This is a genomic window from Rhizobium oryziradicis, assembly GCF_001939045.1.
Classification (GTDB): domain Bacteria; phylum Pseudomonadota; class Alphaproteobacteria; order Rhizobiales; family Rhizobiaceae; genus Allorhizobium; species Allorhizobium oryziradicis.
Map to the genome: position 1 here is coordinate 342,193 of NZ_MKIM01000031.1, position 24,408 is coordinate 366,600.

Consider the following 24,408-nt stretch of genomic DNA (forward strand, 5'->3'; position numbering starts at 1 on the left):
TCCCCACTCTTTCTGTCTCAGGTAAGCGGTCAAGCTGCCCGTGTTTTGGCTTTGATCAACCTGTGGGCAAGGTTTCTCGCCTCGGCATCTGCGGCAAAGACATCAGCAATGGAGGTTGCTGGTGTTAGCCCGGAGAGCGTGTCCATCACCTCTTCAACAATGTCTGCCATGGTGAGAAAGCGGATTTTTTCATCGACAAAGGCTTCAAAGGCCGCTTCATCAGCCGCGTTAAGCACGGCACCTTGCAGACCGCCACGCTCCAATGCCGTGCGCGCCAGCCGGATGGCTGGAAAACGGCTCTCGTCGGGTGCCTCGAAATCGAGCCGCGCCAGCTTGGTAAAATCAAGGCGATCCACATTCAAGGGGCTGCGCTTGGGATAGGTCAAGGCATAGCCGATGGCGGTGCGCATATCCGGCACGCCAAGCTGCGCAATCACAGAGCCGTCGGTGTATCCCACCATGGAATGAATGATGGATTGCGGATGGACAATCACTTCAATCTGCTCGGGGCGGACATCGAAAAGATACTTTGCCTCAATCATCTCCAGCGCCTTGTTGAACATCGAAGCGCTGCCAATGGAAACCTTGAGACCCATCGACCAATTGGGATGGGCGCGCGCCGTCTGCACGCTGACATCGGCCATTTGGGCGCGGCTGAAGGTGCGAAACGGCCCGCCCGAGGCGGTCAGCACAATGCGCTCCAGCGTGTCACGGTGGCTTTCATCCAGACATTGGAAAATGGCAGAGTGTTCGCTATCGACCGGAATCAGCTTGCCGCCGCCTTGCTTGACCGTATCGAGAAAAAGATCACCTGCGGAAACAAGACATTCCTTGTTGGCGAGAGCAATATCTGCGCCCCGGGCCGCAGCCGTCAATGTGGGCTGCAGTCCAGCCGTGCCTGCAATTGCAGCCATCACCCAATCTGCTTCCAGGCTTGCGGCTTCCTGAAGGCCGCTGGTGCCAGCCGCGACGTCAATGCCATGGCTGGAAAGGGCATCTTTCAGGGCAATATATTGGCTTTCATCGGCCGTGACCGCCAGCTTGGCGCGCGCCGCAATAGCTTGGCTTGCCAAAAGCTCGATGTTGCCATTGCCGGTCAGGGCCATGATCTCAAAATTCGCCGATCCACCCAGTTGCGCAACCACATCCAGAGTGTTTGTGCCAATGGAGCCGGTGGAGCCCAAAATTGTGATTCGGCGTGGTGAGGTGGTGACGGTGCTCATCAATCTATCCGGCGCGTGACTGCTTCGTGTCTGATGCGCCAAGGTTTTCACGGCTCTCCTGCATCGGAGTTTTGACAAAACGCACAATGCTGTATGCCGCTCTGCATCAGACTTTTTGGTCTGTAGCGTCTACAGTGGAATTCGGCATGCAGCAAGCAACTTACACCAAGGCTTTGCCGTCTGTGCCGCGATCTTTTACCGTCTTGTCGAGATCGCTTACGGGGGGGTGGTAAAACTATGCAGCGAAAACAGCGATTTACACTGACCTGCGTCGTATAGTCATAGCTTTAATGGAGCGAGCAGGGAAAGCCATTTGCCTGCAACCCAGCCACCGCATCTCGGTGAGGGTCATGGTCGCGCAAGATCGCGCAGTGAAGCCAATATTTAAAATATTGGTCTGGACAGATTTACGGGTTTGCGCCATTCGCTCACCGAAACCGTCAAAATCGTAAATGCTGCCAGCACCGCTGCGACAACTCCAAGAACAATCATTGCTCCACCTTTCGACATTCATGCCGTCTATACGTACTATAGCACAACTTAATCTTGCGCCAAGCTGGACTGACCCGCAGGCGAGCGGCAAATATGACGTGATTGCAATGGTGGATAGATTGCTCCTGACAGCAAATCGCGATAATAAATGATAATAAACGGTAAAAATTATTAACCTTCAATCAACAAATTAACCATAAGATTGACAGGATACGTCGGAAATGGGCGCTTGACGTCCCCATGGGCATGATGCCACTCCCGCGTGCCGGTTTCGATCCGGTATCTCCAAAGCAGAGTTTCTTTGAGCAAAGCACGGCTTACGCTGTGCGTGCGAGAGAATGTGAGCGCAGCAACATGGTCTGCCCCTTATCAACGGGGTGATCTGAAGGGGATTGGCAATTGGTTCAGCAGGGTGAGGCAGAACGGTCGGGGGGATCGCAGGCGGGAAGCTTGCGTGACAGGCTGAACTTTGCCGGTCTCGATGCTGAAACGCGCGATTTGCTGCGCCGCTATCGTCCTGGGCTTGAAGCCGATGTCGAGGCTGGAATCAGAGATCTCTTTCATCGCTTTCAAACGGCCCCCGATGCTGCCAGACAGTTTTCTTCCGAGCGGCAAATCGATCGATTGCATGACCTTTACATCTCCCACTGGGAGGTGATGACCGATGCGCGTTTTGATCCGCTGTATGCCGAACGGGTGAAGGTGCTGGCCGATACCCAGAGCCGCATGGGGTTGGATCCCCGCTGGCAGATTGCCGGTCATGGCGTGGTTCTTGAGCATCTTGTGGTATCGGTGTTTCAGGATCTGGCCAGCCGTGGCCTTCTTCCATCGTCGCGCAAGCGCACAGCAGAGCTGCAGGATCTTGTTCGCGCGCTGATACGCCTTGTGATGGTCGACGTTGAAATTTCCGTTTCCCTGCGCTTCAATGAGCTGCGCCTCAAGCATCATCGCGAGTTGAGCGAACTGCGCCGAAGCGAGCGCGCAAGCGTTCAAGACCTCTTTCAAGAGACATTTAGCGCCTTGTCGGAAGGCGATCTGAGTTGTCGGCTCAAAACCGATGTGCCCGAAGAATATCGCGAGCTTGCCACGACATTCAACAGCGCGCTCGACAGTATCTGCTTGGCAATTTCGGCGATGAATGTGTACCGGGAGCAGGCGAGTGCTGCAAGCGAGAGCCTTTCGCGTCAGGGCGAAGAGCTGCGCGCGCGTGCTGAAGAGGCAGCTGCCAATCTCGATCATGCCAATGCCAATCTTCGCGCCGTAACAGACAATGTGCGCCGCAGTGCTGCCCAGTCAAAAGCCACAGAAGAGGCCGTTGGGCGCACGGTTATGGCGGCCGAGCAGAGCGGCGAGGTTGTGGGCAAGGCCATCACGGCCATGGCCGATATTGAGGCCTCTGCCGAACAGATCGGCCATATTATTGGCTCCATTGATGAAATAGCCTTCCAGACCAATCTTCTGGCGCTCAATGCCGGCATTGAGGCAGCACGGGCTGGAGATTCGGGTCGTGGTTTTGCCGTGGTGGCGCAAGAGGTTCGCGCCCTTGCGCAGCGTTCGGCTGAATCTGCGCGCGAAATCAAGGCGCTTGTGGCGACCACAAAAAGCCAGGTCGATGCCGGGGTGCAAATGGTCAACAAGACGCAAGGCGCGATTTCCAGCATCGTGGGTCAGGTGGTGGAAATCAATCAGTCTGTTGCCACGTTGGCCGGCGATACCGCTGAACAGGCAAGGTCATTGGATGTTATGGCCGGTGTGCTGGATGCCTGCGGCGCGGCGTCACGCATGAGTGCAGAAATGTCACATCAGTCTGCTTTAAACAGCAGTGATCTTCACACGGTTATTCTCGAATTGGGGCAAACTGTACGCCAATTTACAATCGAGCGCCTTGGCAAGCAGCGCTCGGAGCCTGCTGTTACGCCGCAGGGCCGCGCACTCCAAACGGATATCGACGATGGGCAAATGTCGGTTTTTGCGGACGTTTCAACAAAAAATGACTTTCTGGTGCCAATTAGGTCTGCCGGAGCATCGATGTGAGAAGTTTGTTTACTAAGTCCTTATACAACGGATACGGGTCCAGGGCGAAAGCAGTTTTCCGTGCCGGAGAAGATAAGTTTTTAACCCCTGTGTCCTTATAGGAATGCAGACAGAAACAGTAGGGAAACAGCCTATGGCGAGCAAGACAGGCGCATCGAAGCAATTGAAGCTGGCATCGGTTCTAGACTTGAATGAAGCATCTCAGCTGAAGGACAAGCTTCTGTCCTTGCGAGGCTCTTCCGTTGAGATTGATGCGTCCGGCGTGGAGCGCATGGGCACGTTGTGCGTACAGGTACTCTTCTCAGGTGTAAAAACCTGGGAGGCTGACAAGCAGTCCTTTTCTATCACGAAGGCATCTGATGCCTTCACCAAAACCCTGCAACTCTTAGGTTTGAACGGCGACCAGCTGGTCGCGACGGAGATCCGGCAATGAAGAAAAAAGTCCTAACTGTGGATGATTCCAGAACCATCCGCAACATGCTTCTCGTGACCCTCAACAATGCGGGTTTTGAGACCATTCAGGCAGAAGACGGCATCGAGGGCCTTGAGGTTCTTGAGGAATGTAATCCTGATGTCATCGTGACCGACATCAATATGCCGCGTCTTGACGGTTTCGGTTTTATCGAGGGTGTGCGCCGGAATGAAAAATACCGCGCAGTGCCGATCCTTGTTCTGACCACCGAAAGTGATGCGGAAAAGAAGAATCGTGCTCGTCAGGCCGGTGCGACCGGGTGGATTGTCAAGCCATTCGATCCGACCAAGCTGATTGATGCGATTGAACGTGTAACCGCTTAAACAGGGTTTCCCGCGATGGATATGAACGAAATCAAAGAGATCTTTTTCCAGGAATGCGAGGAGCAACTCGCGGAATTGGAATCGGGCCTTCTGAAAATGAATGATGGGGACCGGGACCCCGAAACGGTGAATGCCGTTTTCCGAGCCGTTCACTCCATCAAAGGGGGCGCTGGTGCGTTCGGTCTCGATGATCTCGTTGCCTTCGCGCATGTGTTTGAAACCACTCTTGATGGCGTTCGGTCCAATAAGCTGGAACCTCATCAGGAACTGATGAAAGTCATGCTTCGCTCAGCCGATGTGCTGGCGGATTTGACCAATGCGGCCAGAGATGGCGGCAGTGTTGACGAGGCCCGCTCCAGCGGTCTGGTCAAGGAACTTGAAGCGCTTGCCAATGGGGAGACGCTGGCTCCTTCGGCTGCTCCAGCCCCTGCTCCCAAGGCGGCTGCAAAGCCGGCAGCCGCGCCTGCCCCTGCGCCAAGCGATGACAGCGGCTTCCAGCCAATCCCCTTCACGTTTGAAGGGTTTGGCGAAGAAGCGCCAGTGGATATTTCGACGTCGTTTGAAGTGACCTTCAAGCCCCGTGCCGATCTCTACTCCAAGGGCAATGACGCAACTCTGCTTCTGCGTGATCTGTCTCGCGTCGGTGACGTGAGCCTGCATTGCAATATTGACACCATCCCGACGCTGGACATGCTGGACCCGGAATCCGCTTATTTTTCCTGGCGGGTGGTGGTCAAGACCGACAAGGGCGAAGAGAGTGTCCGCACGGTTTTTGAATTTGCCGAGTGGGATTGCGAACTCGACGTAAAACTTCTGGAAGAGTCGCCTGAAGGTGAAGCGGACGACGATCGGCCCATGGTGCCGGTTCCGTTTGACCTTTCCGTGCTGGATGAAGGTGATGCTTCTGACGACAGCGACGCGCAGAGCCTGGCCGAACAAGCCGTTGAAGCTGCAGAGACGGCAACCAATGTTGCCAACGCTGTTGCCGCAGCTGCAAAGCCGAAAAAGGAATCACCTGCGGCTGCCGCAGCGGCTGCCGCTGCTGCCGCAGCACAGAATCAGGCCGCCGCATCTGCGGCTGGTCAGACCATCCGCGTTGATCTCGACCGTGTTGACCGCCTGATCAATCTGGTGGGAGAATTGGTTATCAATCAGGCCATGCTCTCGCAGAGCGTGATCGAGAATGACACCAATGGCACATCCTCGATCAACATGGGGTTGGAAGAACTTCAGCAACTGACTCGCGAGATTCAGGACTCGGTTATGGCCATCCGCGCTCAGCCGGTGAAGCCTGTCTTCCAGCGCATGTCGCGTATCGTTCGCGAAGTGGCCGATATGGTGGGCAAGTCGATCCGTCTGGTCACGGAAGGTGAAAACACCGAAGTGGACAAGACGGTTATCGACAAGCTTGCCGAGCCGCTGACCCACATGATCCGTAATGCCGTGGACCACGGGATTGAAACCCCTGAAAAACGCACAGCCGCTGGTAAAAATCCAGAAGGCACTGTCAAGCTCACTGCAAAGCATCGCTCAGGCCGTATTGTCATCGAGTTGGTGGATGACGGTGCCGGTATCAATCGCGAGCGCGTGCGCCAGAAAGCGATTGACAACGATATTATTGCTGCCGATTCCAATTTGTCGGATGAAGAAGTCGATAACCTGATCTTCATGCCCGGCTTTTCAACGGCAGACAAGATTTCGGACATTTCGGGCCGTGGCGTGGGTATGGACGTGGTCAAGCGTTCTATTCAGGCGCTTGGTGGTCGTATTTCTATCAGCTCTCGCCCGGGCCATGGCTCAACCTTCACCATGAGCTTGCCGCTCACACTTGCCGTTCTTGATGGTATGGTGGTGACAGTTGCGGGCCAGACTTTGGTTGTTCCGTTGACGGCAATTGTTGAGACCTTGCAGCCGGAAGCTGCAAATATTCATTCATTTGGCGCAAATCAGCGGTTGATTTCGATCCGTAACAGCTTCTGCCCATTGGTCGATGTGGGTCGTATTCTGAATTTCCGCTCCAGTCAGGCCAATCCGGTCGATGGTGTTGCACTTTTGGTGGAATCTGAAGGCGGCGGCCAGCGCGCACTGATGGTTGATGCCATTCAAGGCCAGCGTCAGGTCGTTATCAAGTCTCTGGAAGCGAACTATACGCATGTGCCGGGCATCGCTGCGGCAACCATTCTGGGTGATGGTCGTGTGGCTCTTATTCTGGATGTGGATGCTGTTGTGTCAGCGTCTCGTGGCCAATCCCTCAGGCAAGAAATGTCTCTGGCAGTTGCGGGATAATATCATGATGTCTGTGCGCAAGAATTCTGGTGCCAAGGCAAGAAAGCGTAACGCTCTTTGCAGAAGCGACAGGGATTCCTGTGCCAATACTCTGTCGGTAAGCGGGAACGCGGGTGCAAGCCCCGCGCAGACCTGCATCCAAGCAGATGGTGACATCATGGGCGTGATGAATTTGTGTCGTGTGGGTCTTGCGATTGTTTGCCAAGTCTCAAGGCTTTGGGTGCTGCTGTTACCCAAGGCTTCATCCTTTCCTCAGCGTCAATATGGTCGAGATGGTCTGGCTATCGATAAATGGATGTTCTGTTTCATCGTATGGGCAGACGTTCTTCCACAATCTGAAAGCGAAGCGGCATGATATCCACATTTTCTGCGAATAGCCGTCAGTCGGATGATGAGGTCATGGCCAGTGGTGAATATCCGCTGACACGTCGCGACTTGAACGAAATTGCGGCAATGATCTATGCCGACGCCGGCATTGCATTGAACGATTCGAAAGCCTCGCTGGTGTATTCGCGGCTCTCGAAGCATATTCGCAATTTGGGTCTGCGTGGCTTTCGCGAATATTGCGCCCTTGTGGCGTCGCCGGAAGGGGCACCTGAGCGGCGGGAAATGTTGTCGCATTTGACCACCAATTTCACGCGGTTTTTCCGTGAAAATCATCATTTCGATCACCTGCGAACCGAGGTTCTGCCGGGCTTGATTGCCCGCGCCAAGGCGGGTGGACGCGTTCGGATCTGGTCTGCCGCGTGTTCGGATGGTCAGGAGCCTTACTCAATCGCCCTGACGGTTTTGTCGATGATGCAGAACGTGATGGATTATGATTTCCGCATTCTGGCAACAGATATCGATCCCAAGATCCTGGCGCTGGCGCGGGCCGGTGCTTATGACGAAACCGCACTGGAAACAGTCAATCCGGCCATGCGCAAGCAGTGGTTCAAGGAAGTTGACATTGGCGGTCGTCGCAAGTTTCAGATTGACGATCGGGTTAAGCGCCTGATCACATTCAATGAGTTGAATTTGATGGCGCAATGGCCGTTCAAAGGTCCTTTTGATGTGATTTTCTGCCGTAACGTGGTGATTTATTTTGACGAGCCAACACAAGTGAAGATCTGGTCGCGTTTTGCCGGGCTTTTGCCCGAGGGAGGCCATCTTTACATCGGCCACTCTGAACGGGTTTCGGGCGATCCGAAGAACCTTTTCGACAACACCGGCATTACGACCTACAAATATATTGGCAAGTCTGGAGGGCGCAAAACATGATGGCACGTGCCCGCGTTCTGGTGGTCGATGACAGCGCAACAATGCGCGGATTGATCACTGCCGTTCTCAATTCGGATCCAGATGTCAGCGTTATCGGTCAGGCTGGCGACGCCATGGAAGCTCGAGCTGCTATCAAGCAGTTGAATCCAGACGTTGTGACGCTGGATATCGAGATGCCAAATATGAATGGCCTCGAATTTCTGGAAAAGATCATGCGGTTGCGGCCAATGCCGGTGATCATGGTGTCCACCATGACCCATCGCGGTGCTGAAGCCACCCTGGCTGCTTTGGAAATTGGCGCGTTTGATTGTGTTGGCAAGCCCATGCCGGGCGATGCACGGCCCTTTGGCGATCTGGCGGAAAAAGTAAAGGCGGCTGCGCGTTCGCAACGGCGCGTTGCCGGTCCTGCGGCCATTGCGGCAAAGCCCGCTACAGATTTTCGGGTCGGGCGCAAGATTGTTGCGATCGGTTCATCAACGGGTGGTGTGGAAGCCCTGATTTCTGTGCTCCAGAAGTTCCCACAGAATTGCCCTCCGACGGTGATCACGCAACATATGCCGCCGACGTTTACCAAGAGTTTCGCAGAACGGCTCAATCGTCTCTGCGCTCCTATCGTTCAGGAAGCAACGGATGGTGCCCGGCTGGAAATTGGCAGAATTTATCTTGCTCCCGGTGGGGATCGGCATCTGCAGGTGGTAACCCCCTCCGCCCCCAGCTGCCGATTGATCGAATCAGGTCCGGTTAACGGACATCGGCCTTCGGTTGATGTTTTGTTTGACTCGGTTGCTGAACTGGCTGGACGCAATGCCGTCGGTGTCATACTCACGGGTATGGGACGTGACGGGGCGTCGGGACTGCTCAAAATGCGAAGTGCGGGTGCACGAACAATTGGGCAAAACGAGAAGACCTGTGTGGTCTATGGCATGCCTCGCGTCGCCCATGAATTGGGAGCTGTCGAGCATCAATTGCCGCTTGGCTCAATCGGCGAAGAAATTCTAAAACTTACGGCCGCACGGAAAGAAGGTTCGGAATAATGTCAATAGCAGAGAAAATTAAAGTCCTGATTGTGGACGACCAGGTGACCAGCCGCTTGCTCTTGAGTGATGCGCTGACGCAGCTTGGTTTCAAACAGATTACTGCCGCCGGCGACGGCGAACAGGGCATGAAGATTATGGCGCAGCAGCCTCATCATCTCGTGATTTCTGACTTCAACATGCCGAAGATGGATGGTCTTGGGCTGCTTCAGGCGGTGAGAAGCAATCCCACCACCAAGAAGGCGGCGTTTATCATTCTGACGGCTCAGGGCGACAGAGCGCTGGTGCAGAAAGCCGCGCAACTGGGGGCCAATAACGTTCTGGCGAAGCCGTTTACCATCGAAAAGATGAAGGCGGCCATTGAAGCTGTTTTCGGAGCATTAAAATGACGAACGAAGCTGCGGCGCGCAGGGTTCATATTATTCAAGGAGAATACAAGGTTATCAGTGACCCGGATGTGGTCCTGTCAACCATCCTGGGGTCCTGTGTCGCTGCATGCTTGCGTGATCCAGTCGCTGGCGTCGGAGGTATGAACCACTTCCTTCTGCCGGGGTCTGCAAACCCCGGCATGGGCGGTGGAGATGCAACACGCTACGGTGTTCATTTGATGGAGTTGTTGATCAACGGTCTCCTGAAAAAGGGTGCGAAGCGTGAGCGGATCGAAGCGAAAGTCTTTGGTGGAGCCAAGACGATTGCGACATTCTCAAATGTTGGCGAACAGAACGCCGCGTTTGCGATGCAGTTTTTGAGAGATGAAGGCATCAAAGTTGTCGGTTCTTCAACCGGCGGCGAACATGGCAGAAAGCTGGAGTTTTGGCCTGTGAGCGGCCGTGCTCGTCAGTATCCTCTCACGGGTGCAGAAACGCAAAAGACGGTTGCTCAGGAACAGCGTCCAGCGCCAGTTCAGAAGCCGGTCGAAAGCTCGATCGAGTTCTTTTAAGAGCATCGCCTTGCGTCTGGTTGCGCGTGGTCTGGTGTGGGAGTGAGCTGTCGCCGAAAAATGAGTTCAGGCGCGCTCAAAGGAAGAGAAGGCGAAGGCAGGAAGGATCAATTGGATCCCGTGTCGTTGCCCGGAGAAGCACCAGGATTGGGCCTCATGATTTGAGCGGGGCCGCGTTTTGGTGGGGCAGATGTGTCGAAAGGGGATTGATCCCGTTGTCGACGAAAAGTGTACGCGGATCTGTTTTTTGTCAAAAAAATAGTCCGGAAATCGATGCCATTCGAAAGTATTTGACGCAGGAGGCCACGAGCATGCAAGAATCACTGCCAGAAATTCTGATGCGTGTCGTGACGGAATTGCACGACGTTGCTTATCTGATTGAGCGAATTGAGCCTCAGCTTCTTGATATCGCGGGCCCCAAAGCAATGGAAAATCCAGATACTCTTAAAGTCCTGCAAGGCATTGATCTCGCTGTGCAGAAATCGAGAGGGCTCGCCGAATTTATTGATACGATAACCGCTGATGTTTCCAATGAATGGACGGTGGATATGACCACAGCCTTGAGCCTGGTGAAATTGAGCGAAATGAAACGTGCTCTCGGAGATGGCTTGCGCCATGGACATTCCCAGCCGCTTACCAAGGTTGCTGGAGACTTTGATTTCTTCTAATCCCGGCCACTGAAAATCAGTATCCTCATCGTCTCTGGCGCTTGTCGCCGCGGCACCGTCATTGGAAAAAACGGATCTGTCCATGCGGTCCGTTTTTTTCGTTATCGGGCTCAAAAGTGGGAACCTGCTTTCGGGTGAAACTGATGCAGCAGATTTAATGTGATACAGCGTGCTTTGTGCGCCATATATGGCGGATAGTGTTGTTGCCGCGTCAGTGAGCAGCCTTCAGATGAGTGCCGGGATCTATTTTCAGTTTCGGCTTAAGCGAAACGTTCGCGCAAGTTTCGAATTCTAATGTCTCGAATAAGGCAAATGCCGTAACCTCATTCATTGACGGTGCGAGACAGAATGAATCTGTTAAATCAATTACTACAAGTCTTCAAAAACCTATCATCCCTAGGTCCGACGAAACTATGGACGCTTGGTGGTGTCGGTGTCGTCTCTGTGGCTTTGATCATAGGTGCCGCTTTTTTCGTCAACAAACCGGCGTATGAAACGCTGTATGTTGGCTTGGAAAAGAACGATATCAACCAGATCAGCATGGCTTTGGCCGAGTCCGGCATCAATTTTGCCACCGGAACCGACGGCAAAAGCATTCAGGTTGAAGCAGGTATGACGGGCAAAGCCCGGCTGATGTTGGCCGAGCGTGGCTTGCCCAGCAGCACCAATGCTGGCTACGAACTGTTCGATAATGTTGGCTCTCTGGGGCTGACGTCATTCATGCAGGAAGTGACCCGTGTTCGGGCCCTGGAGGGCGAAATCGGACGAACGATCCAGCAGATCAGCGGTGTCGCTGCCGCGCGTGTCCATATCGTTATGCCAGATGTTGGCGATTTCAGACGCGGCACACAGAAGCCGACCGCTTCCGTTATGATCCGCGCCAGCACATCAACAGGCCGTAAAGTTGCTGCATCTATCCGCCATCTGGTGGCTTCGGCTGTTCCCGGCCTTGAAGTTGATGATGTTACGATTCTGGATTCGACTGGCCAGTTGCTGGCATCGGGCGATGAATCGGGCGGTGCTGCCAACCGCAATCTGGGCGTTGCCCAATCTGTTCAGCAGGAAATCGAGTCGAACATCGATAAAGCGCTTGCGCCATTCCTGGGCATGGACAATTTCCGCTCCAGCGTCACAGCGCAGTTGAATACGGACCAACAGCAAATCCAGCAGACGGTCTACGATCCTGATTCGAAGGTTGAGCGCTCGGTTCGCACCACCAAAGAAGCGCAGAAATCCCAGCAGAAGCAATCTGATACTGCGGCAACCGTTGAGCAGAACATCCCGCAAGCTGCACCGCAGGCCGGTGGTGGTGGACCTGAATCGTCTGATCAGCAGGACAAAAAAGAAGAGCAAACCAACTACGAAATCAATTCGACCACCACCGCGACGGTGAGAACAGGCTATAAGCTTGAGAAATTGTCGGTGGCGGTTGTGGTGAACAGGCAGCGTATCGCCGCTATGGTTGGCGAACCCGCCGATCAAGCCAAGGTCGATGCCTATCTGGCCGAAATGCAGAAAATTGTCGCATCGGCAGCGGGCCTCGACACCAAGCGTGGCGATGTTGTAACCGTGACACCGATGGACTTCCTGGAAAACCAGCTTCTGGATGAAGCACCGACAGGTCCAGGCGTGATGGAAATCCTGAGCCGCAACCTTGCCGGTATCATCAACTCGCTTGCCTTCCTGGCTGTTGCTTTCCTGGTTGTCTGGATGGGCATTCGTCCAATGGTTCGCTCCATGGGCGGCGGCAGTGGTCTGGCCCTCGAGGGTGGTACTGAAGCTGCGGCAGGCCTTGAGCTTCCCGACTTCTCGCCGGGCCTTGATCTGGATGCCGGTGGTGGTGGCCTGATGGATGGGTTCGGTTCTGACTTTGGCTTTGACAGCGCCGATGATGTTCTTGCCCTTGATAATGATCCGAACGGTGGCTTCAATCGCAGGGTTAGAGAAGGGCCCGAACGGAGACTGGCCCGCATGGTCGAGATTTCTGAAGAGCGTGCTGCCAAGATCCTTCGGAAATGGTCCGTGGAACACGCGGCCTAACCTGCCCCACATTTCCTACGTCGATTTTGCTGCGCGGACACTCGTTCGCGCAGCTTCCTTTTGGATGATGCTCAGAAGCCACACCTTCCGCGTTTCCCCTAGTGGTGTTTAACGAAGTTTTACCTAGAATAGGTTCAAGTGATTCGCGCATTTCGCGGGTCGCAGCATTTCCCCTGAATCCTTCGGTTTGAGGGGGTTATGAAACAAATTTCAAGTGTTACAGCATGTCTTTTGCAATTTTCGAGGTGCAGGGTGTTGTAATGAGCGTCACTGCGGAAATGGCGGCTTCCGTGGTAAAGCATAACGAGAGGTGCCGTATCATCCCTTGAAAGGGGAGCATTATGAATGTGGAACTCCTGGCACCGGTTGGTGATCAAGGGATCCGGAACCTGGTGGTGGCGGACAGGACCAACGGTCAAAGGTTGCGAGATCAAATGATCAAGCAGCTTTCAGCTGCGGCGTCCTTGGGAAATCTCCCTGTTGCCATGCGGATTCTGGCAGATTATGCCGGTGCTTCTCATTATTTGCTTGCGCGTTATGATCTCATCCAGGAGCAGGGCCTGGACTTTGTCGTGACGGCCGATTGGCCATTTGATCTTGCACGCAGTCTTGCCAGTGAATTGGCTGGTTCGTGTTCCCGTGCAACGGAACTTGAAAAATGCATGGGCCTTCTCCAGGCTAAATTTGTCCTTTTGCCAACAAATATCGATGTGCCCGCTGGTGCCAGTCGTCAATATTGTTCCGTGATGTTCAATGTTGGCCGCACCCGTCTTGCCTTGGTTTTGCTCTTGCCCGACGGCTTTGTGATTTCGCCGGATCGATTGCGCGATGTCGGTCTATTGGCCGCTTATTGTGTGAGCCTGTCTGCAGGGCGCTCTCAAAAAGCAGATCGGGATTTTGAGCTGACCGAGCGCGAACTTGAATGCCTGTTCTGGATTGCTGAAGGCAAGACCAGCGATGAAATCGCGACGATTTTGGGCATATCGCGCAATACGATTAACAATTATATCACTAGCGTCATGCGGAAGACGGCAACGAAAACCCGATCAGAAGCAATCGCTTACGCTGTTCGAAACAACTTGGTCTAAGAGGCGGTTTATGGCGTTCAATGGAGATATGTCGAGCGGCAGAAGTGGCATGGGAGCCGAGCTGAAAAGCAGGATCATGTCCAGCCGAGGTGATATTTTTCCCAAGCTGATTGCCATGCAAAAGCTTATCCAGGCACGCAGCTTTGCCGTCTTTCGTGTCACCGGCTCTGGATTGCCGCGCAAACGGGTGCTGTCTTGTGAATGTGAAAGCTGGGCTGCGGGCGGCACGGGTGGCAGTTACAGTGATGCCTTTGTGGCCTGCTACGGCGAATTTTTACTCAGCCATATCGATGATTTGCTTTTGCCATTGATGTGGAACGCCAAGAACGACGCGATAAGCTGCACCAGCAGTGATTTTGGTGCCTTTGTGTCACGGCTTCCAACAGCCAGTCTCCCTTTCGCCGGCTTGGCTTTTCCGGTTCGGCTGGGGGCCGTGGGCAACGGTTTTGTTGTGTTTGGGATGAGCAGTTCTGACGATTTGAGCAGCGAGGTGATTATTGATCTGCACAATCGCAGCTGCAAATTGATGATGGACATCCTCTCGATGAGCGAACGCAAGATGACGCAATCGGAAGCACTGAGCGATCGAGAGATTGCCTGTCTGCAATTGGCAGGCGATGGGCGAATTAGCGAAGAAATTGCCGATAATCTCGGCCTCTCTGTTCATACCGTCAATGCATATCTTGGATCTGCAACCATCAAGCTGGATTCGGTGAACCGAATTCAGGCAATCGCCAAGGCTATTCGTCTGGGCTATATCAACTAAAGCCTGTCGCGGCGAATAGGATTCACTGCGACAGGCTTTAGATCTTATTTTGTCGCATGTACGTTATCGTTTTATTGAGTACAATAAAACGCGACATGCTTTAATACACTGACGCATTCACGTTGTTTATACAGAGATCCAAACCCGACTGAAGTCTCTATTTGATTTCGGAGGCTTCCTGGCGCGCTTCCAGNTACAATAAAACGCGACATGCTTTAATACACTGACGCATTCACGTTGTTTATACAGAGATCCAAACCCGACTGAAGTCTCTATTTGATTTCGGAGGCTTCCTGGCGCGCTTCCAGCAGCCATTCACGCCAGATTGCTACAAGAATAGCCATCAGAACCGGGCCAACAAACAGGCCAAGAAGCCCCATTGTTTTGACGCCGCCGACCAGGCCAAAGAACGTTGGCAGGAAAGGAAGCTTGATCGGGCCACCGACGAGGCGTGGCCTGAGGGTTTTATCAACGATGAAAAGCTCCACGCAACCCCAAACCATAAGACTGATACCGGCAACCACGGATCCGCGTGCGGCGAGATAGACAGACACCAGTGTAAAGGACAGCGGCGCGCCGCCCGGAATGAGGGCCATAAAGCCTGTTATGATGCCAAGCGTGACCGGTGAGGGGACACCTGCGATCCAATAGGCGATGCCCAGCACAATGCCTTCACCAATGGCAATAACGGTCATGCCTGTGACAGTTGAGCTGATGGTGAGTGGCACCAGGCGCGAAACGCGCTCCCAACGACCGGGCAGAATACGTTCACCAACGATATCCACTTGTCCCACGATCCGCTCGCCATCGCGATAGATAAAGAACAGCGAGATCAGCATGAAAAGCAGGGTCAGAACGCCATGGAAGGCCGATGCACCAATGACCAGAATGCCCCGATAGATGGTGCCGATATTGGCCCCGCTGATCAGTTGCACCAATTCGCCAAGCGCACCCGGATGGCCGACATATTGATCCCAGTGGGCAGAAAGCCATGCACCTGCAAAGGGGACTTGTCCAATCCACAGCGGCACGGGTGCGCCAAGTTCGTTGGCTTTCAGCGCCCAGGCTCCCCAGGTCTTGATTTCGGCCACGGCATAGATGCCTGCGAGTGACAGAGGAACAACGATGAATGAAACAACCAGAATAATAGCGATCGTGGCAGCAATGGTTCTGTTATTGCCGACAGCGCCCAGCAGGCGTCGATACAAAGGCCAACTGGCAAAGCCAATCACCATTGCGGCGAGCAGCGGGACCAGAAAACCATAGAAGAAATAGGCGCTGGCCAGCAAAACGGCCACCAGCAGCCAGCGTGCTGCAGAGGTTGGAGCAACCAGCGCATGACGGTCCGACGCCGTTCTGCGCACCATGGGAGAAGAGGCAGGTTTTGCGACAGCCTCGGTCTTTGCACTTCTCACAGTCACCTGCACACTCCGAATTCTCAATGCTGGCGATAAAGCCTATTGCCACGGCTCTGTAGCATTGCGCAGGCAACCGGAACCTGCGCCATGCTATAGGTTTTGTTTGCGCATCGGATACTTCCGAATGTGCGTTTTCACACCCCGGCCGATACACGAGTTTAGGGGGTGATCTCCCCCCTTTCAACGACTGTAGTTGCTAATTCCAAAAAGCGAGTGAAAATATGTCGACAAAAACCATAATTGCCAAAAATATTTGGCTCGCTTGATAGCCGTTCATCTGTCCAGATTTTGAATTATAGCTTCTTTGTGTCGGCATGATGAGAAAACACCCTGTGTCGCACCTGTTTTTGCGATATACTGCGGGTCGATCATATTGCCAATTCTGGCCTGCTTTCGCGGGTCATGCCGATGTTTTGGAAGAAAATGGTGATCCCGACGCGATTCGAACGCGTGACCCTCAGATTAGGAATCTGATGCTCTATCCTGCTGAGCTACGGAACCACTGATCCGTTACATACAAAACCCTTGGGCGTTCGCCAAGGGTTTTGTTGGTGTCGTGATCAATCGGCGAGGCGTTGCTCAGCCAGCTTCACCCAATAGGAAATGCCATAGGCAATGGCCTCGTCGTTAAAATCGTAGGCCGGGTTGTGCAGACCGGCCGTATTGCCGTTGCCAATCATGATATAGGCACCGGGGCGGGCTTTGAGCATGAAGGCGAAGTCCTCGCCTGCCATGGATGGGTCCACATCGGTGTCGACATTGTTTTCGCCAACAATAGCCATGGCTGCACGCGCTGCATTGTCGGTTTCTTGCGGATGATTGCTGGTGACCGGGCAGGGGCGCTCATAAACCACCTCGGCCTTTGCGCCATGGGCTGACGCAATTCCTGCGACGATTTCGCGGATGCGGCGCTCGGCCAAATCCTGGGTCTCATCGTCATGGGTGCGCACGGTGCCGGTCAACTCTGCCGTCTCGGGAATAATGTTATGGGTGGTGCCAGCCTGAAAGCGGGTGACGGAGACCACAACGGAGCGCACCGGATTGGCGGATCGCGCTGTGATCAGTTGCAAATTGCTGACAATCTGTGCCCCGATGGCAATCGGATCAATGGCGCGATGGGGTTCTGCGGCATGGCCGCCGCGACCGGTGATCGTGATGAAGAACTTGTCGGGGGCCGCCATGATGCCGCCCTTGCGAATGGCAAATGTGCCCACCGGCATGCCAGGCATGTTGTGCATGCCATAAACTTCCGTGATGTTGAAGCGATCCATCAAACCATCTTCAACCATCGCCAGGGCACCGGCACCGCCTTCTTCAGCGGGCTGGAAGATCAGGGCAACGGTGCCATTGAAATTGCGGGTCTCAGCGAGATATTTTGACGCACCCAGCAACATGGCTGTGTGGCCATCATGGCCACAGGCGTGCATGCGGCCATCGGTTTTTGAAGCCCATTCCTTGCCGGTGATTTCTTGCAGTGGAAGTGCGTCCATGTCGGCGCGAAGCCCGATCACGTTGTTGCCGTTGCCGCGGCCTTTGATCAAACCGACAACGCCGGTGCGCCCGAGGCCTGTGACAATCTCGTCCACGCCGAATTCCTTCAGCTTCTCTGCCACGAAGGCGGCCGTCTCGTGGACCTCATAGAGAATTTCCGGATTTTCATGCAGATGATGACGCCATTCGGTGACATCGGCTTGCAGTTCGGCGGCGCGGTTCAAGATAGGCATTGAAGTTCCTGATCACATGCGTTTGAACCGGGTGCTTCCCGGCTCTTTTATCACTCGGTTGCGATTGACGTGGCTTGTATGCTTTGCCATTGCTGCAACATATAGGACATAAAGTCGCTCGTTACGAGATGAATTCGATGCGGCCCGTTACAGATTTACGTTAAGGAGATGTCATTGTCCGGCCAGCCTAGCGCCTTCAGGCGCGTCTTGATCACGCTCACCACGCTTGTTGCCCTGCTGCCTGTGGCAGCATTTGCCAATCCTGTTCTGGTGGTCGATGTAGGATCCATGACGGTGCTGGAGCATCGTGATAGTTTCAAAAAGTGGTATCCGGCATCGCTGACCAAGCTGATGACGGCCTATACCACCTTTCGAGCCTTGAAGGCCGGTGAAGTGAAGCTGGACAGCGTTGTGACGCTCAGCGCGCTTGCGGCATCGCAATCACCCAGCAAGATGTATTTCAAGCCCGGCTCCAAGATGACGCTCGACAGTGCCTTGCGCATGATGCTGGTCAAGTCAGCCAATGATATTGCCATGGCCGTTGCTGAAAATGTCGGCGGCAGCCAGGAGGCTTTCGTCAACCGTATGAATGCCGAGGCCGCCCGCCTGGGTTTGACATCAACCCATTTCGTCAATCCAAACGGTTTGCCAGCACCGGGGCAATATTCCAGCGCACGGGATCTTGCCATTCTTGCCGTGACCATTCGCCGCGAGTTTCCGGAATATTCCAATTATTTCAAGATTGAGGCGATCAACACCGGCAAGAAGATTTACCCCAACGTCAATATGCTCATTGGCCGGTTTGATGGCGCAGATGGTATGAAGACAGGCTATATCTGCGCCTCGGGATTTAATCAGATCACCTCGGCCACCCGCAATGGCCGCACGCTGCTCTCTGTTGTTCTCGGTGCGGACAGCCTGGCCGAGCGCGCCGATATGTCGGCCGATTTGCTGCAAAAATATTTCAACATGCCGCGCGCCACTGGAGAGCCGCTTTCGGCGCTTCGGCCGGATAGTGTTGAAGGTCTTGATGTGGTGAATGATGTCTCCGTGCAGATGTGCTCAACAGAGGCGCGCAAACGTCGCTCGGAAACCCGTGATGAGGCCGGGCGAATGAAGCTGCAATCGCCTTATATTCATGAGATGGCCGCTCCGCCGGTTGCCGTATTCGCGGGCCTCATTCCCGGTACAGAACCACCGGAGCCAGCGCCTGGCGTGATCAGCGGCAATATTCCCATCCCGACACCACGGCCACAGCTTTAGAGTTTGTCAGGGAAGCGTGGAACTTGGTTTTCTCTGAAAGACTCTCGTCTTGATTTATCGCGACGTTATAGTATTACGTCGCGTCATGTGAAATCCTGCAGGGCAGATGTGTTCCCGCGTCTGGCGTATCCGAAAATTGGTTCTCCCGTTTCGGTCGATGCTCTGGAGCTTGAGAAGGTTTGCGAAATGGCTGTTGTTGCGGATCGTATTCCCGTTTCGATTTTGACGGGCTTTCTGGGCGCTGGTAAGTCCACCTTGTTGAACCGTTTGTTGAAAGATCCGGCGATGCGCGATGCTGCCGTGATCATCAACGAGTTTGGCGAGGTCAGTATCGACCACCTGCTGGTGGAATCCTCGAGTGATTCGATTGTTCAGCTTTCAGATGGTTGCTTGTGTTGCACGGTGCGCGGCGAATTGATCGATACGCTGGCCGAGCTGATGGATGCTCTTCAGACGGGCCGGGTTAAATCCCTGTCGCGGGTGGTGATTGAAACCACCGGCCTTGCCGATCCTGCGCCGGTCTTGCAATCTGTGCTGGGCCACCCTGTGTTATCGCAGTCTTTCCAGCTCGAAGGCGTGGTCACAGTCGTGGATGCTGTCAACGGGCTGACTACGCTGGATACCTATCCCGAGGCCGTTCGGCAGGTGGCGGTGGCGGATCGGCTCATTTTGAGCAAGGCTACCCTTGCCGACAGCGCCACCTTGAACAAGATCAGGAAGCGGCTCTCGACGCTTAATCCCCGTGCCATCATTACCAACGGCGACAGCGATGAGGCTGGCAGCGTGGCGATGTTGGAAAACGGGCTTTATGACCCCGCTAGCAAGACACCGGATGTCGCCCGTTGGCTGCACGATGAAGAACATGCGGACGCGCACCACCACGATCATGATCATGATCATGAAGGCCATGACCACGATGAACATGACGATGACGATGACGATCACGGGCACGCGCACCACCATCATCACCACCATGATGTGAACCGCCATGGCGATACCATTCGCTCGTTCTCGATCCTCCATGATGACCTGATTGATCCGCGCGCCTTTGATATGTTTATCGATTTGATGCGCTCGGCCCATGGTGAGAAAATGCTGCGCATGAAGGCCATTGTCGGCCTGAAGGATCAGCCGGAGCGGCCCGTGGTGATTCATGGGGTGCAGACGATTTTTCATCCGCCTCATCGCTTGCAGGCCTGGCCTGATCCCTCAGATCGTCGCAGCCGTTTGGTGATGATCACCGATGGGTTGGACGAGAGCTATGTGCGCGATTTGTTTGACGCTTTCACCGGCAAGGTGGCGGTGGACCGTCCTGACCGACAGGCGCTGGAGGACAATCCGCTGGCGGTGCCCGGAATGAAGTTCTGATCTGCTCTATGCTTTGATGATCTCAAAGCGATGGCCGTTTGGCGTTTTCTCGCTTGAGACCAGCGTGTGGCCATCTTCCTGGCATAGATGCGCAATGTCGATGACGGCCAAGGGATCGGTGGTTTCCACCACCAGCATGGCTCCGCTTTGCATGGATGCAAGGCGCTTGCGGGTCTTGAGCACTGGTAAGGGGCATTTCAGCCCCTTGAGGTCATAAGGCTGTTCTGAGGCAGCACTCACTTTGATGCCCAGAATTTCCAGAACGGCTTGGCTGCTGGCTCTGCTGGCGCATCCATCGTCACCATGCTTGGTTGAGGCAGAGGCGGCAGAATGGGGTTGGCCGTGGGCATAGGACCGATTGCGGGCAAGGGTACGGTCGCTGTGGAGGATGGGTCTATCGCATTGGCGCTTTGAATCGTCGGGCCGTTTTCTTGCGGCAGTCTTCCTGTTTTCGTAGACGTATCCAGAGACGCAAAAAGGGCTGGCGACTTCGCCTTGTTGGGATCAATAACCGGGTTGGCAGGGTCGCTCACTTGCGAAAGTTCCAGCAACTTACCCGCTTTCAAGGCCGATCCCGTTGGCGCAAACGCCAGATCATGGCCAACTTTCAGCTTGGCAACCAGCGCCTTGCGCTCGGCCTCAGTGGGGTCATACCAGACCTTGTCGGCATATTTTTTCAAAGCCTTGCTGTAATCACGATCATAAGCGGCATTATAGGAGGCGACGGCCGCAACCAGTTGCGGCGGCGTGCTCATAGCCGGGCAAGCGCCCCCGGGGTTGAGGCCTTTTCCGCCATCAACCTGCTTGTTAAACACGTATTTCTTGTCGCATACGCCAACCTGTGGCGGCTGTTTGGTAATCTCAAACTGATCATACCCGGCCTTCAGCATTTGCCAGAAGCCATAATGCGGGCTGAAACGGTGGCGCGCCATATTGTCTGCGGTCATGCGGAAGGGAAAGGCTTGCAATTGCACGGTTTGCTGGCCGCCGCGGAAGGCATCGCGGGCGAAGGCGTAGATTTCCAGAATCTGGGCATCCGTCATCGAATAGCAACCAGATGACGAGCAGGCTCCATGAATCATCAGATTGCTGCCGGTGCGGTTGTTGACCGCATCATAGCGATTGGGAAAGCCGGTGTTGATGGCGAGGTAATATTTTGACGAAGGATTCAGATTGGCAGGGGTGAGGTTATAAAACCCTTCCGGCGCTTGCCGATCGCCTTCTTTTTCTTTGGGCCCAAGCCTGCCAGACCAGGCGCAAATCTCATAGCTGGCGATTTTTTCATAGCGGCCATCCGTCTTGGCCTTCCAGATTTCCAAAACACCTTCTTCTTTGAAAATGCGAATGGCAATCGGCGAGTTGCGCTCCATGCCCTTGGCTTTCATCTCCGCCAGAATGGACGAGGGCAGCGGCTGCTCGACCTTGTTGGAAATATTGCTCGGCAGCTTTTTATCGCCCACGCTGTCAAGCGTGTCGTTGCAGCCTGCCAGAAGGGCAGTTGTGGCAATCAGCAAGGTGGCGGTGTGCAGACGCATCATTGAGCTCAATCAGGTCTCATTACGAAATTAGGCAAGCTACAGTCCTGACTCATGCAAGAGCCGCATTCTGCCCATAAATAGTGCTGGAACATAGTTTCCAAATGGTAAACATTTTCAAAACTGATACTCAAGCGCTGCAACTTACGCCATCGCGTGCAAATTTTGAACAGCCCCGGTCTGCAATTTTTCAAAACGGGGCCGCTCATTGAGCATAATTTACAGGTTGCGTCCGATGTCGAGGAATTTTTGGCGGCGCGCATTGCGAAGTTGCTCGCCGCTCTGGCCAGACATATCAGCAAGAGCCGCCGCAATTGTTTCGCCGGTGCGATCAATCACGGTTTCCGGGTTGCGATGGGCACCGCCCACTGGTTCAGGGATAATGTCATCAATGATGCCAAAGCCCTTCAGATCGGTGGCGGTGATCTTCATATTGGTGGCCGCTTCCTTGGCGCGGGTGGAATCGCGCCACAGAATGGAGGCTGCACCTTCGGGTGAGATCACCGAATAAATGGCATGCTCAAGCATATAGACCCGATTGCCCGTCGCAATGGCAATGGCACCACCAGAGCCGCCTTCACCGATCACCACGGAAACCATCGGTGTCTTGAGGTTGAGGCACATCTCGGTTGAGCGGGCAATGGCTTCGGCCTGACCGCGTTCCTCGGCACCAACGCCCGGATAGGCACCCGCTGTGTCCACCAGCGAGATCACCGGCAGGCCAAAGCGATCCGCCAGTTCCATGATGCGAATGGCTTTGCGGTAGCCTTCAGGGCGGGGGCTGCCAAAATTATGCTTCAGGCGAGACTTGGTGTCATTGCCTTTTTCCTGGCCGATAATGGCAACAGGCTGTCCGCGAAAGCGGCCAAGACCGGCCTGAATGGCCGCATCCTCGGAGAATTTGCGATCACCAGCCAAGGGCGTGAAGTCGGTGAACAGACGGGCTGCATAATCGACAAAATGGGGGCGCTGGGGATGGCGGGCCACCTGAGTCTTCTGCCAAGGGTTCAGCTTGGAATAAATATCTTCCATAGCCTCACGGACACGGATTTCCAAACGGCTGATTTCCTCAGACGTGTCGATGCTTTCATCTTCACCCTTCAGCTTTTTCAGCTCGTGAATTTTGCCTTCGAGGTCCGAAATGGGTTTTTCGAAGTCGAGATAATTGATCATGATATCCGTTCCGATCCGTTACTCTGCCTGTCATTCAGATGCGCTGCACCACATGCTTGGTGCCAAAGGGATTGAATACAATAATTTTTTCGCAAAAACTGTGTCATGCATCCGGTCTGTTTTGGACAATCCGCTCAACACGTTGTCTCTATAATCTTCTGGCACGATTGCTCGTTCCATGGCCTCAAGGATTAAACCATCCTCTTTGCCGGGGTTCTAATCGGGGTTTTTGCCCCGTTTTGCAAGGGGGTGATGCGTTTGTACCAGCATCTGCAGCCTTTCTTCGAGAACATGGGTATAAATTTGTGTCGTCGAAATGTCGCTATGCCCCAGTAATTCCTGCACAACGCGCAGATCAGCGCCGTTTTCCAGCAGGTGACTTGCAAAGGCGTGCCTGAGCACATGTGGGGAGACAGCATCCGCATTCAAGCCGGCGCGAATGGCAAGGTCTTTCAATTCGCGGGCAAAAACCTGCCGCGGCAAATAGCCCTCTTTGCTGATGGAGGGAAAAAGAAAGCCGCTTTCCTTTCCCGTCTTCTCCTGATGATGGCCTCTTGCCTCGCCGTAGCGCTTCAACGCCTCAATGGCCGAGCGCGACAGCGGCACCAGCCGCTCTTTATTGCCTTTGCCGCGCACCACCAAAAAGCGCTCTTGCTTGCCCAGCACATTGGCGGGCAGCGATACCAGCTCGCTCACCCGCATGCCGGTGGCATAAAGCAGTTCCAGCAGGGCCAGCATGCGCAAGCGGTTCAAGCGGTCTGGCCCTTCAAGCTCCGCTTCCTCTGCGGCCAGCAGCAAGAGTTTATCCACCTGCGCGATCGAGAGGATTTTCGGCAGAGACTGCCCTTTTTTCGGCGCATCCAGGATCGATGTCGGGTCATCGCTGCGCAGCCCCTCGGCGTAGAGGAATTTATAAAACTGCCGCATGGTGGAGAGCCTGCGCGCCTGGGATGATGCCTCAAACCCGCGCTTGGCAAGGTCAGCCAGATAGGCCGAAAGATCGGCGCTGGCAGCCTCCATGACGCTCACCTGACGCTCTTTGAGAAAGCCGTGAAGATCATTCAGATCATGCTCATAGGAAATCAGCGTGTTGCCCGCAGCCCCGCGCTCGGCACTCATCATTTCCAGAAAGGCTTCAATGCGGGCGAGACTGAGATCGGTCATGGGGTATCTGTATCCTGAAGCCGGTGATGTTCTTTTGTTTGCGTTTGTCTTATCGGGAAAACCGGATTCCACTTTTCCCTGACAAACTCTACAGCATGTCGCGTTCAACTGGTCTCAGTTGAACGATAACGTACATG

22 protein-coding genes and 1 tRNA gene are annotated in these 24,408 nt (G+C 54.4%); 15 read left to right on the forward strand and 8 right to left on the reverse strand.

What is annotated here, in order from left to right; genetic code table 11:
• Positions 1-29: 29 nt before the first annotated feature.
• A complete protein-coding gene (gene dxr, locus BJF95_RS21515) occupies positions 30-1,223 on the reverse strand; it encodes a 1-deoxy-D-xylulose-5-phosphate reductoisomerase (RefSeq protein ID WP_075641519.1) in 1,194 nt (397 codons plus the stop codon).
• 942 nt (positions 1,224-2,165) lie between these two features.
• Between dxr and BJF95_RS21520 the strand changes: the two genes are divergently transcribed.
• The 13 genes from BJF95_RS21520 to visR all read left to right on the forward strand — a co-directional run bounded on the left by BJF95_RS21520 (position 2,166) and on the right by visR (position 14,626).
• On the forward strand, positions 2,166-3,749 hold the full coding sequence (locus BJF95_RS21520) for a globin-coupled sensor protein (protein WP_245297393.1): 1,584 nt from the start codon (positions 2,166-2,168) through the stop codon (positions 3,747-3,749).
• 133 nt (positions 3,750-3,882) lie between these two features.
• The gene (locus BJF95_RS21525) at positions 3,883-4,182 is read left to right on the forward strand and encodes an STAS domain-containing protein (protein WP_075641641.1); all 300 of its coding nucleotides are present in this window, start codon (positions 3,883-3,885) and stop codon (positions 4,180-4,182) included.
• Entirely contained in the window at positions 4,179-4,544 is a 366-nt protein-coding gene (gene cheY1, locus BJF95_RS21530) for a chemotaxis response regulator CheY1 (protein WP_075641521.1), read from the forward strand. Before BJF95_RS21525 ends, cheY1 begins: the two co-directional genes overlap by 4 nt.
• A 15-nt stretch (positions 4,545-4,559) precedes the next feature.
• Positions 4,560-6,830 carry a chemotaxis protein CheA gene (locus tag BJF95_RS21535; protein ID WP_075641522.1) on the forward strand — a complete coding sequence of 757 codons (2,271 nt, stop codon included), beginning with the start codon at positions 4,560-4,562 and terminating at the stop codon, positions 6,828-6,830.
• Between the two features lie 4 nt (positions 6,831-6,834).
• Positions 6,835-7,185, forward strand: coding sequence for a hypothetical protein (locus BJF95_RS21540; protein WP_075641523.1), 351 nt, complete (start codon positions 6,835-6,837; stop codon positions 7,183-7,185).
• Positions 7,182-8,090, forward strand: coding sequence for a protein-glutamate O-methyltransferase CheR (gene cheR, locus BJF95_RS21545; protein ID WP_075641524.1), 909 nt, complete (start codon positions 7,182-7,184; stop codon positions 8,088-8,090). Before BJF95_RS21540 ends, cheR begins: the two co-directional genes overlap by 4 nt.
• Complete coding sequence (gene cheB, locus BJF95_RS21550) at positions 8,087-9,124, forward strand: protein-glutamate O-methylesterase CheB (protein ID WP_075641525.1); 1,038 nt, start codon at positions 8,087-8,089, stop codon at positions 9,122-9,124. The genes cheR and cheB overlap by 4 nt, the downstream gene beginning before the upstream one ends.
• Complete coding sequence (locus tag BJF95_RS21555; RefSeq protein ID WP_075641526.1) at positions 9,124-9,513, forward strand: response regulator; 390 nt, start codon at positions 9,124-9,126, stop codon at positions 9,511-9,513. Before cheB ends, BJF95_RS21555 begins: the two co-directional genes overlap by 1 nt.
• Complete coding sequence (gene cheD, locus BJF95_RS21560; protein ID WP_075641527.1) at positions 9,510-10,064, forward strand: chemoreceptor glutamine deamidase CheD; 555 nt, start codon at positions 9,510-9,512, stop codon at positions 10,062-10,064. Before BJF95_RS21555 ends, cheD begins: the two co-directional genes overlap by 4 nt.
• A gap of 278 nt (positions 10,065-10,342) precedes the next feature.
• Positions 10,343-10,732, forward strand: a complete 390-nt coding sequence (cheT, locus tag BJF95_RS21565) for a chemotaxis protein CheT (protein WP_425348722.1) — start codon at positions 10,343-10,345, stop codon at positions 10,730-10,732.
• A 348-nt stretch (positions 10,733-11,080) separates the two neighbouring features.
• Complete coding sequence (gene fliF / locus BJF95_RS21570) at positions 11,081-12,772, forward strand: flagellar basal-body MS-ring/collar protein FliF (RefSeq protein ID WP_075641529.1); 1,692 nt, start codon at positions 11,081-11,083, stop codon at positions 12,770-12,772.
• Between the two features lie 341 nt (positions 12,773-13,113).
• Positions 13,114-13,860, forward strand: coding sequence for a transcriptional regulator VisN (gene visN / locus BJF95_RS21575; RefSeq protein ID WP_075641530.1), 747 nt, complete (start codon positions 13,114-13,116; stop codon positions 13,858-13,860).
• Positions 13,861-13,888: 28 nt separating this feature from the next.
• Positions 13,889-14,626: a transcriptional regulator VisR gene (visR, locus tag BJF95_RS21580; protein WP_075641642.1), complete on the forward strand. Its 738-nt coding sequence runs from the start codon at positions 13,889-13,891 to the stop codon at positions 14,624-14,626.
• Between the two features lie 272 nt (positions 14,627-14,898).
• On the opposite strand, the gene BJF95_RS21585 is transcribed toward visR, so the two are convergent.
• From BJF95_RS21585 to BJF95_RS21595, 3 genes are all read right to left on the reverse strand, one after another.
• Entirely contained in the window at positions 14,899-15,993 is a 1,095-nt protein-coding gene (locus tag BJF95_RS21585) for an AI-2E family transporter (protein WP_075641531.1), read from the reverse strand.
• A 475-nt stretch (positions 15,994-16,468) separates the two neighbouring features.
• Positions 16,469-16,545, reverse strand: a tRNA-Arg gene (locus BJF95_RS21590).
• Between the two features lie 59 nt (positions 16,546-16,604).
• Positions 16,605-17,768, reverse strand: coding sequence for a M20 aminoacylase family protein (locus BJF95_RS21595; protein WP_075641532.1), 1,164 nt, complete (start codon positions 17,766-17,768; stop codon positions 16,605-16,607).
• 168 nt (positions 17,769-17,936) lie between these two features.
• On the opposite strand from BJF95_RS21595, the gene BJF95_RS21600 reads away from it, so the two are divergent.
• Both BJF95_RS21600 and BJF95_RS21605 read left to right on the forward strand, forming a co-directional pair.
• On the forward strand, positions 17,937-19,031 hold the full coding sequence (locus tag BJF95_RS21600) for a D-alanyl-D-alanine carboxypeptidase family protein (protein WP_075641533.1): 1,095 nt from the start codon (positions 17,937-17,939) through the stop codon (positions 19,029-19,031).
• A 186-nt stretch (positions 19,032-19,217) separates the two neighbouring features.
• The gene (locus BJF95_RS21605; protein ID WP_075641534.1) at positions 19,218-20,399 is read left to right on the forward strand and encodes a CobW family GTP-binding protein; all 1,182 of its coding nucleotides are present in this window, start codon (positions 19,218-19,220) and stop codon (positions 20,397-20,399) included.
• A gap of 6 nt (positions 20,400-20,405) precedes the next feature.
• Here BJF95_RS21605 and BJF95_RS21610 read toward each other — a convergent pair whose 3' ends face one another.
• From BJF95_RS21610 to xerD, 4 genes are all read right to left on the reverse strand, one after another.
• The gene (locus BJF95_RS21610) at positions 20,406-20,639 is read right to left on the reverse strand and encodes a sulfurtransferase TusA family protein (RefSeq protein ID WP_075641535.1); all 234 of its coding nucleotides are present in this window, start codon (positions 20,637-20,639) and stop codon (positions 20,406-20,408) included.
• Entirely contained in the window at positions 20,636-21,934 is a 1,299-nt protein-coding gene (locus BJF95_RS21615) for a L,D-transpeptidase family protein (RefSeq protein ID WP_075641643.1), read from the reverse strand. The genes BJF95_RS21610 and BJF95_RS21615 overlap by 4 nt, the downstream gene beginning before the upstream one ends.
• A gap of 219 nt (positions 21,935-22,153) precedes the next feature.
• The gene (locus BJF95_RS21620) at positions 22,154-23,107 is read right to left on the reverse strand and encodes an acetyl-CoA carboxylase carboxyltransferase subunit alpha (protein ID WP_075641536.1); all 954 of its coding nucleotides are present in this window, start codon (positions 23,105-23,107) and stop codon (positions 22,154-22,156) included.
• 216 nt (positions 23,108-23,323) lie between these two features.
• Entirely contained in the window at positions 23,324-24,271 is a 948-nt protein-coding gene (gene xerD / locus BJF95_RS21625; RefSeq protein ID WP_075641537.1) for a site-specific tyrosine recombinase XerD, read from the reverse strand.
• Positions 24,272-24,408 lie beyond the last annotated feature (137 nt).

Bases quoted from the DNA above. Each gene is read 5' to 3' on its own strand.
- dxr (WP_075641519.1), bottom strand. From the start codon at position 1,223: ATGAGCACCGTCACCACCTCACCACGCCGAATCACAATTTTGGGCTCC.
- BJF95_RS21525 (WP_075641641.1), top strand. From the start codon at position 3,883: ATGGCGAGCAAGACAGGCGCATCGAAGCAATTGAAGCTGGCATCGGTT.
- cheY1 (WP_075641521.1), top strand. From the start codon at position 4,179: ATGAAGAAAAAAGTCCTAACTGTGGATGATTCCAGAACCATCCGCAAC.
- BJF95_RS21535 (WP_075641522.1), top strand. From the start codon at position 4,560: ATGGATATGAACGAAATCAAAGAGATCTTTTTCCAGGAATGCGAGGAG.
- BJF95_RS21540 (WP_075641523.1), top strand. From the start codon at position 6,835: ATGATGTCTGTGCGCAAGAATTCTGGTGCCAAGGCAAGAAAGCGTAAC.
- cheR (WP_075641524.1), top strand. From the start codon at position 7,182: ATGATATCCACATTTTCTGCGAATAGCCGTCAGTCGGATGATGAGGTC.
- cheB (WP_075641525.1), top strand. From the start codon at position 8,087: ATGATGGCACGTGCCCGCGTTCTGGTGGTCGATGACAGCGCAACAATG.
- BJF95_RS21555 (WP_075641526.1), top strand. From the start codon at position 9,124: ATGTCAATAGCAGAGAAAATTAAAGTCCTGATTGTGGACGACCAGGTG.
- cheD (WP_075641527.1), top strand. From the start codon at position 9,510: ATGACGAACGAAGCTGCGGCGCGCAGGGTTCATATTATTCAAGGAGAA.
- fliF (WP_075641529.1), top strand. From the start codon at position 11,081: ATGAATCTGTTAAATCAATTACTACAAGTCTTCAAAAACCTATCATCC.
- visN (WP_075641530.1), top strand. From the start codon at position 13,114: ATGAATGTGGAACTCCTGGCACCGGTTGGTGATCAAGGGATCCGGAAC.
- visR (WP_075641642.1), top strand. From the start codon at position 13,889: ATGTCGAGCGGCAGAAGTGGCATGGGAGCCGAGCTGAAAAGCAGGATC.
- BJF95_RS21585 (WP_075641531.1), bottom strand. From the start codon at position 15,993: ATGGTGCGCAGAACGGCGTCGGACCGTCATGCGCTGGTTGCTCCAACC.
- BJF95_RS21595 (WP_075641532.1), bottom strand. From the start codon at position 17,768: ATGCCTATCTTGAACCGCGCCGCCGAACTGCAAGCCGATGTCACCGAA.
- BJF95_RS21600 (WP_075641533.1), top strand. From the start codon at position 17,937: ATGTCATTGTCCGGCCAGCCTAGCGCCTTCAGGCGCGTCTTGATCACG.
- BJF95_RS21605 (WP_075641534.1), top strand. From the start codon at position 19,218: ATGGCTGTTGTTGCGGATCGTATTCCCGTTTCGATTTTGACGGGCTTT.
- BJF95_RS21615 (WP_075641643.1), bottom strand. From the start codon at position 21,934: ATGCGTCTGCACACCGCCACCTTGCTGATTGCCACAACTGCCCTTCTG.
- BJF95_RS21620 (WP_075641536.1), bottom strand. From the start codon at position 23,107: ATGATCAATTATCTCGACTTCGAAAAACCCATTTCGGACCTCGAAGGC.
- xerD (WP_075641537.1), bottom strand. From the start codon at position 24,271: ATGACCGATCTCAGTCTCGCCCGCATTGAAGCCTTTCTGGAAATGATG.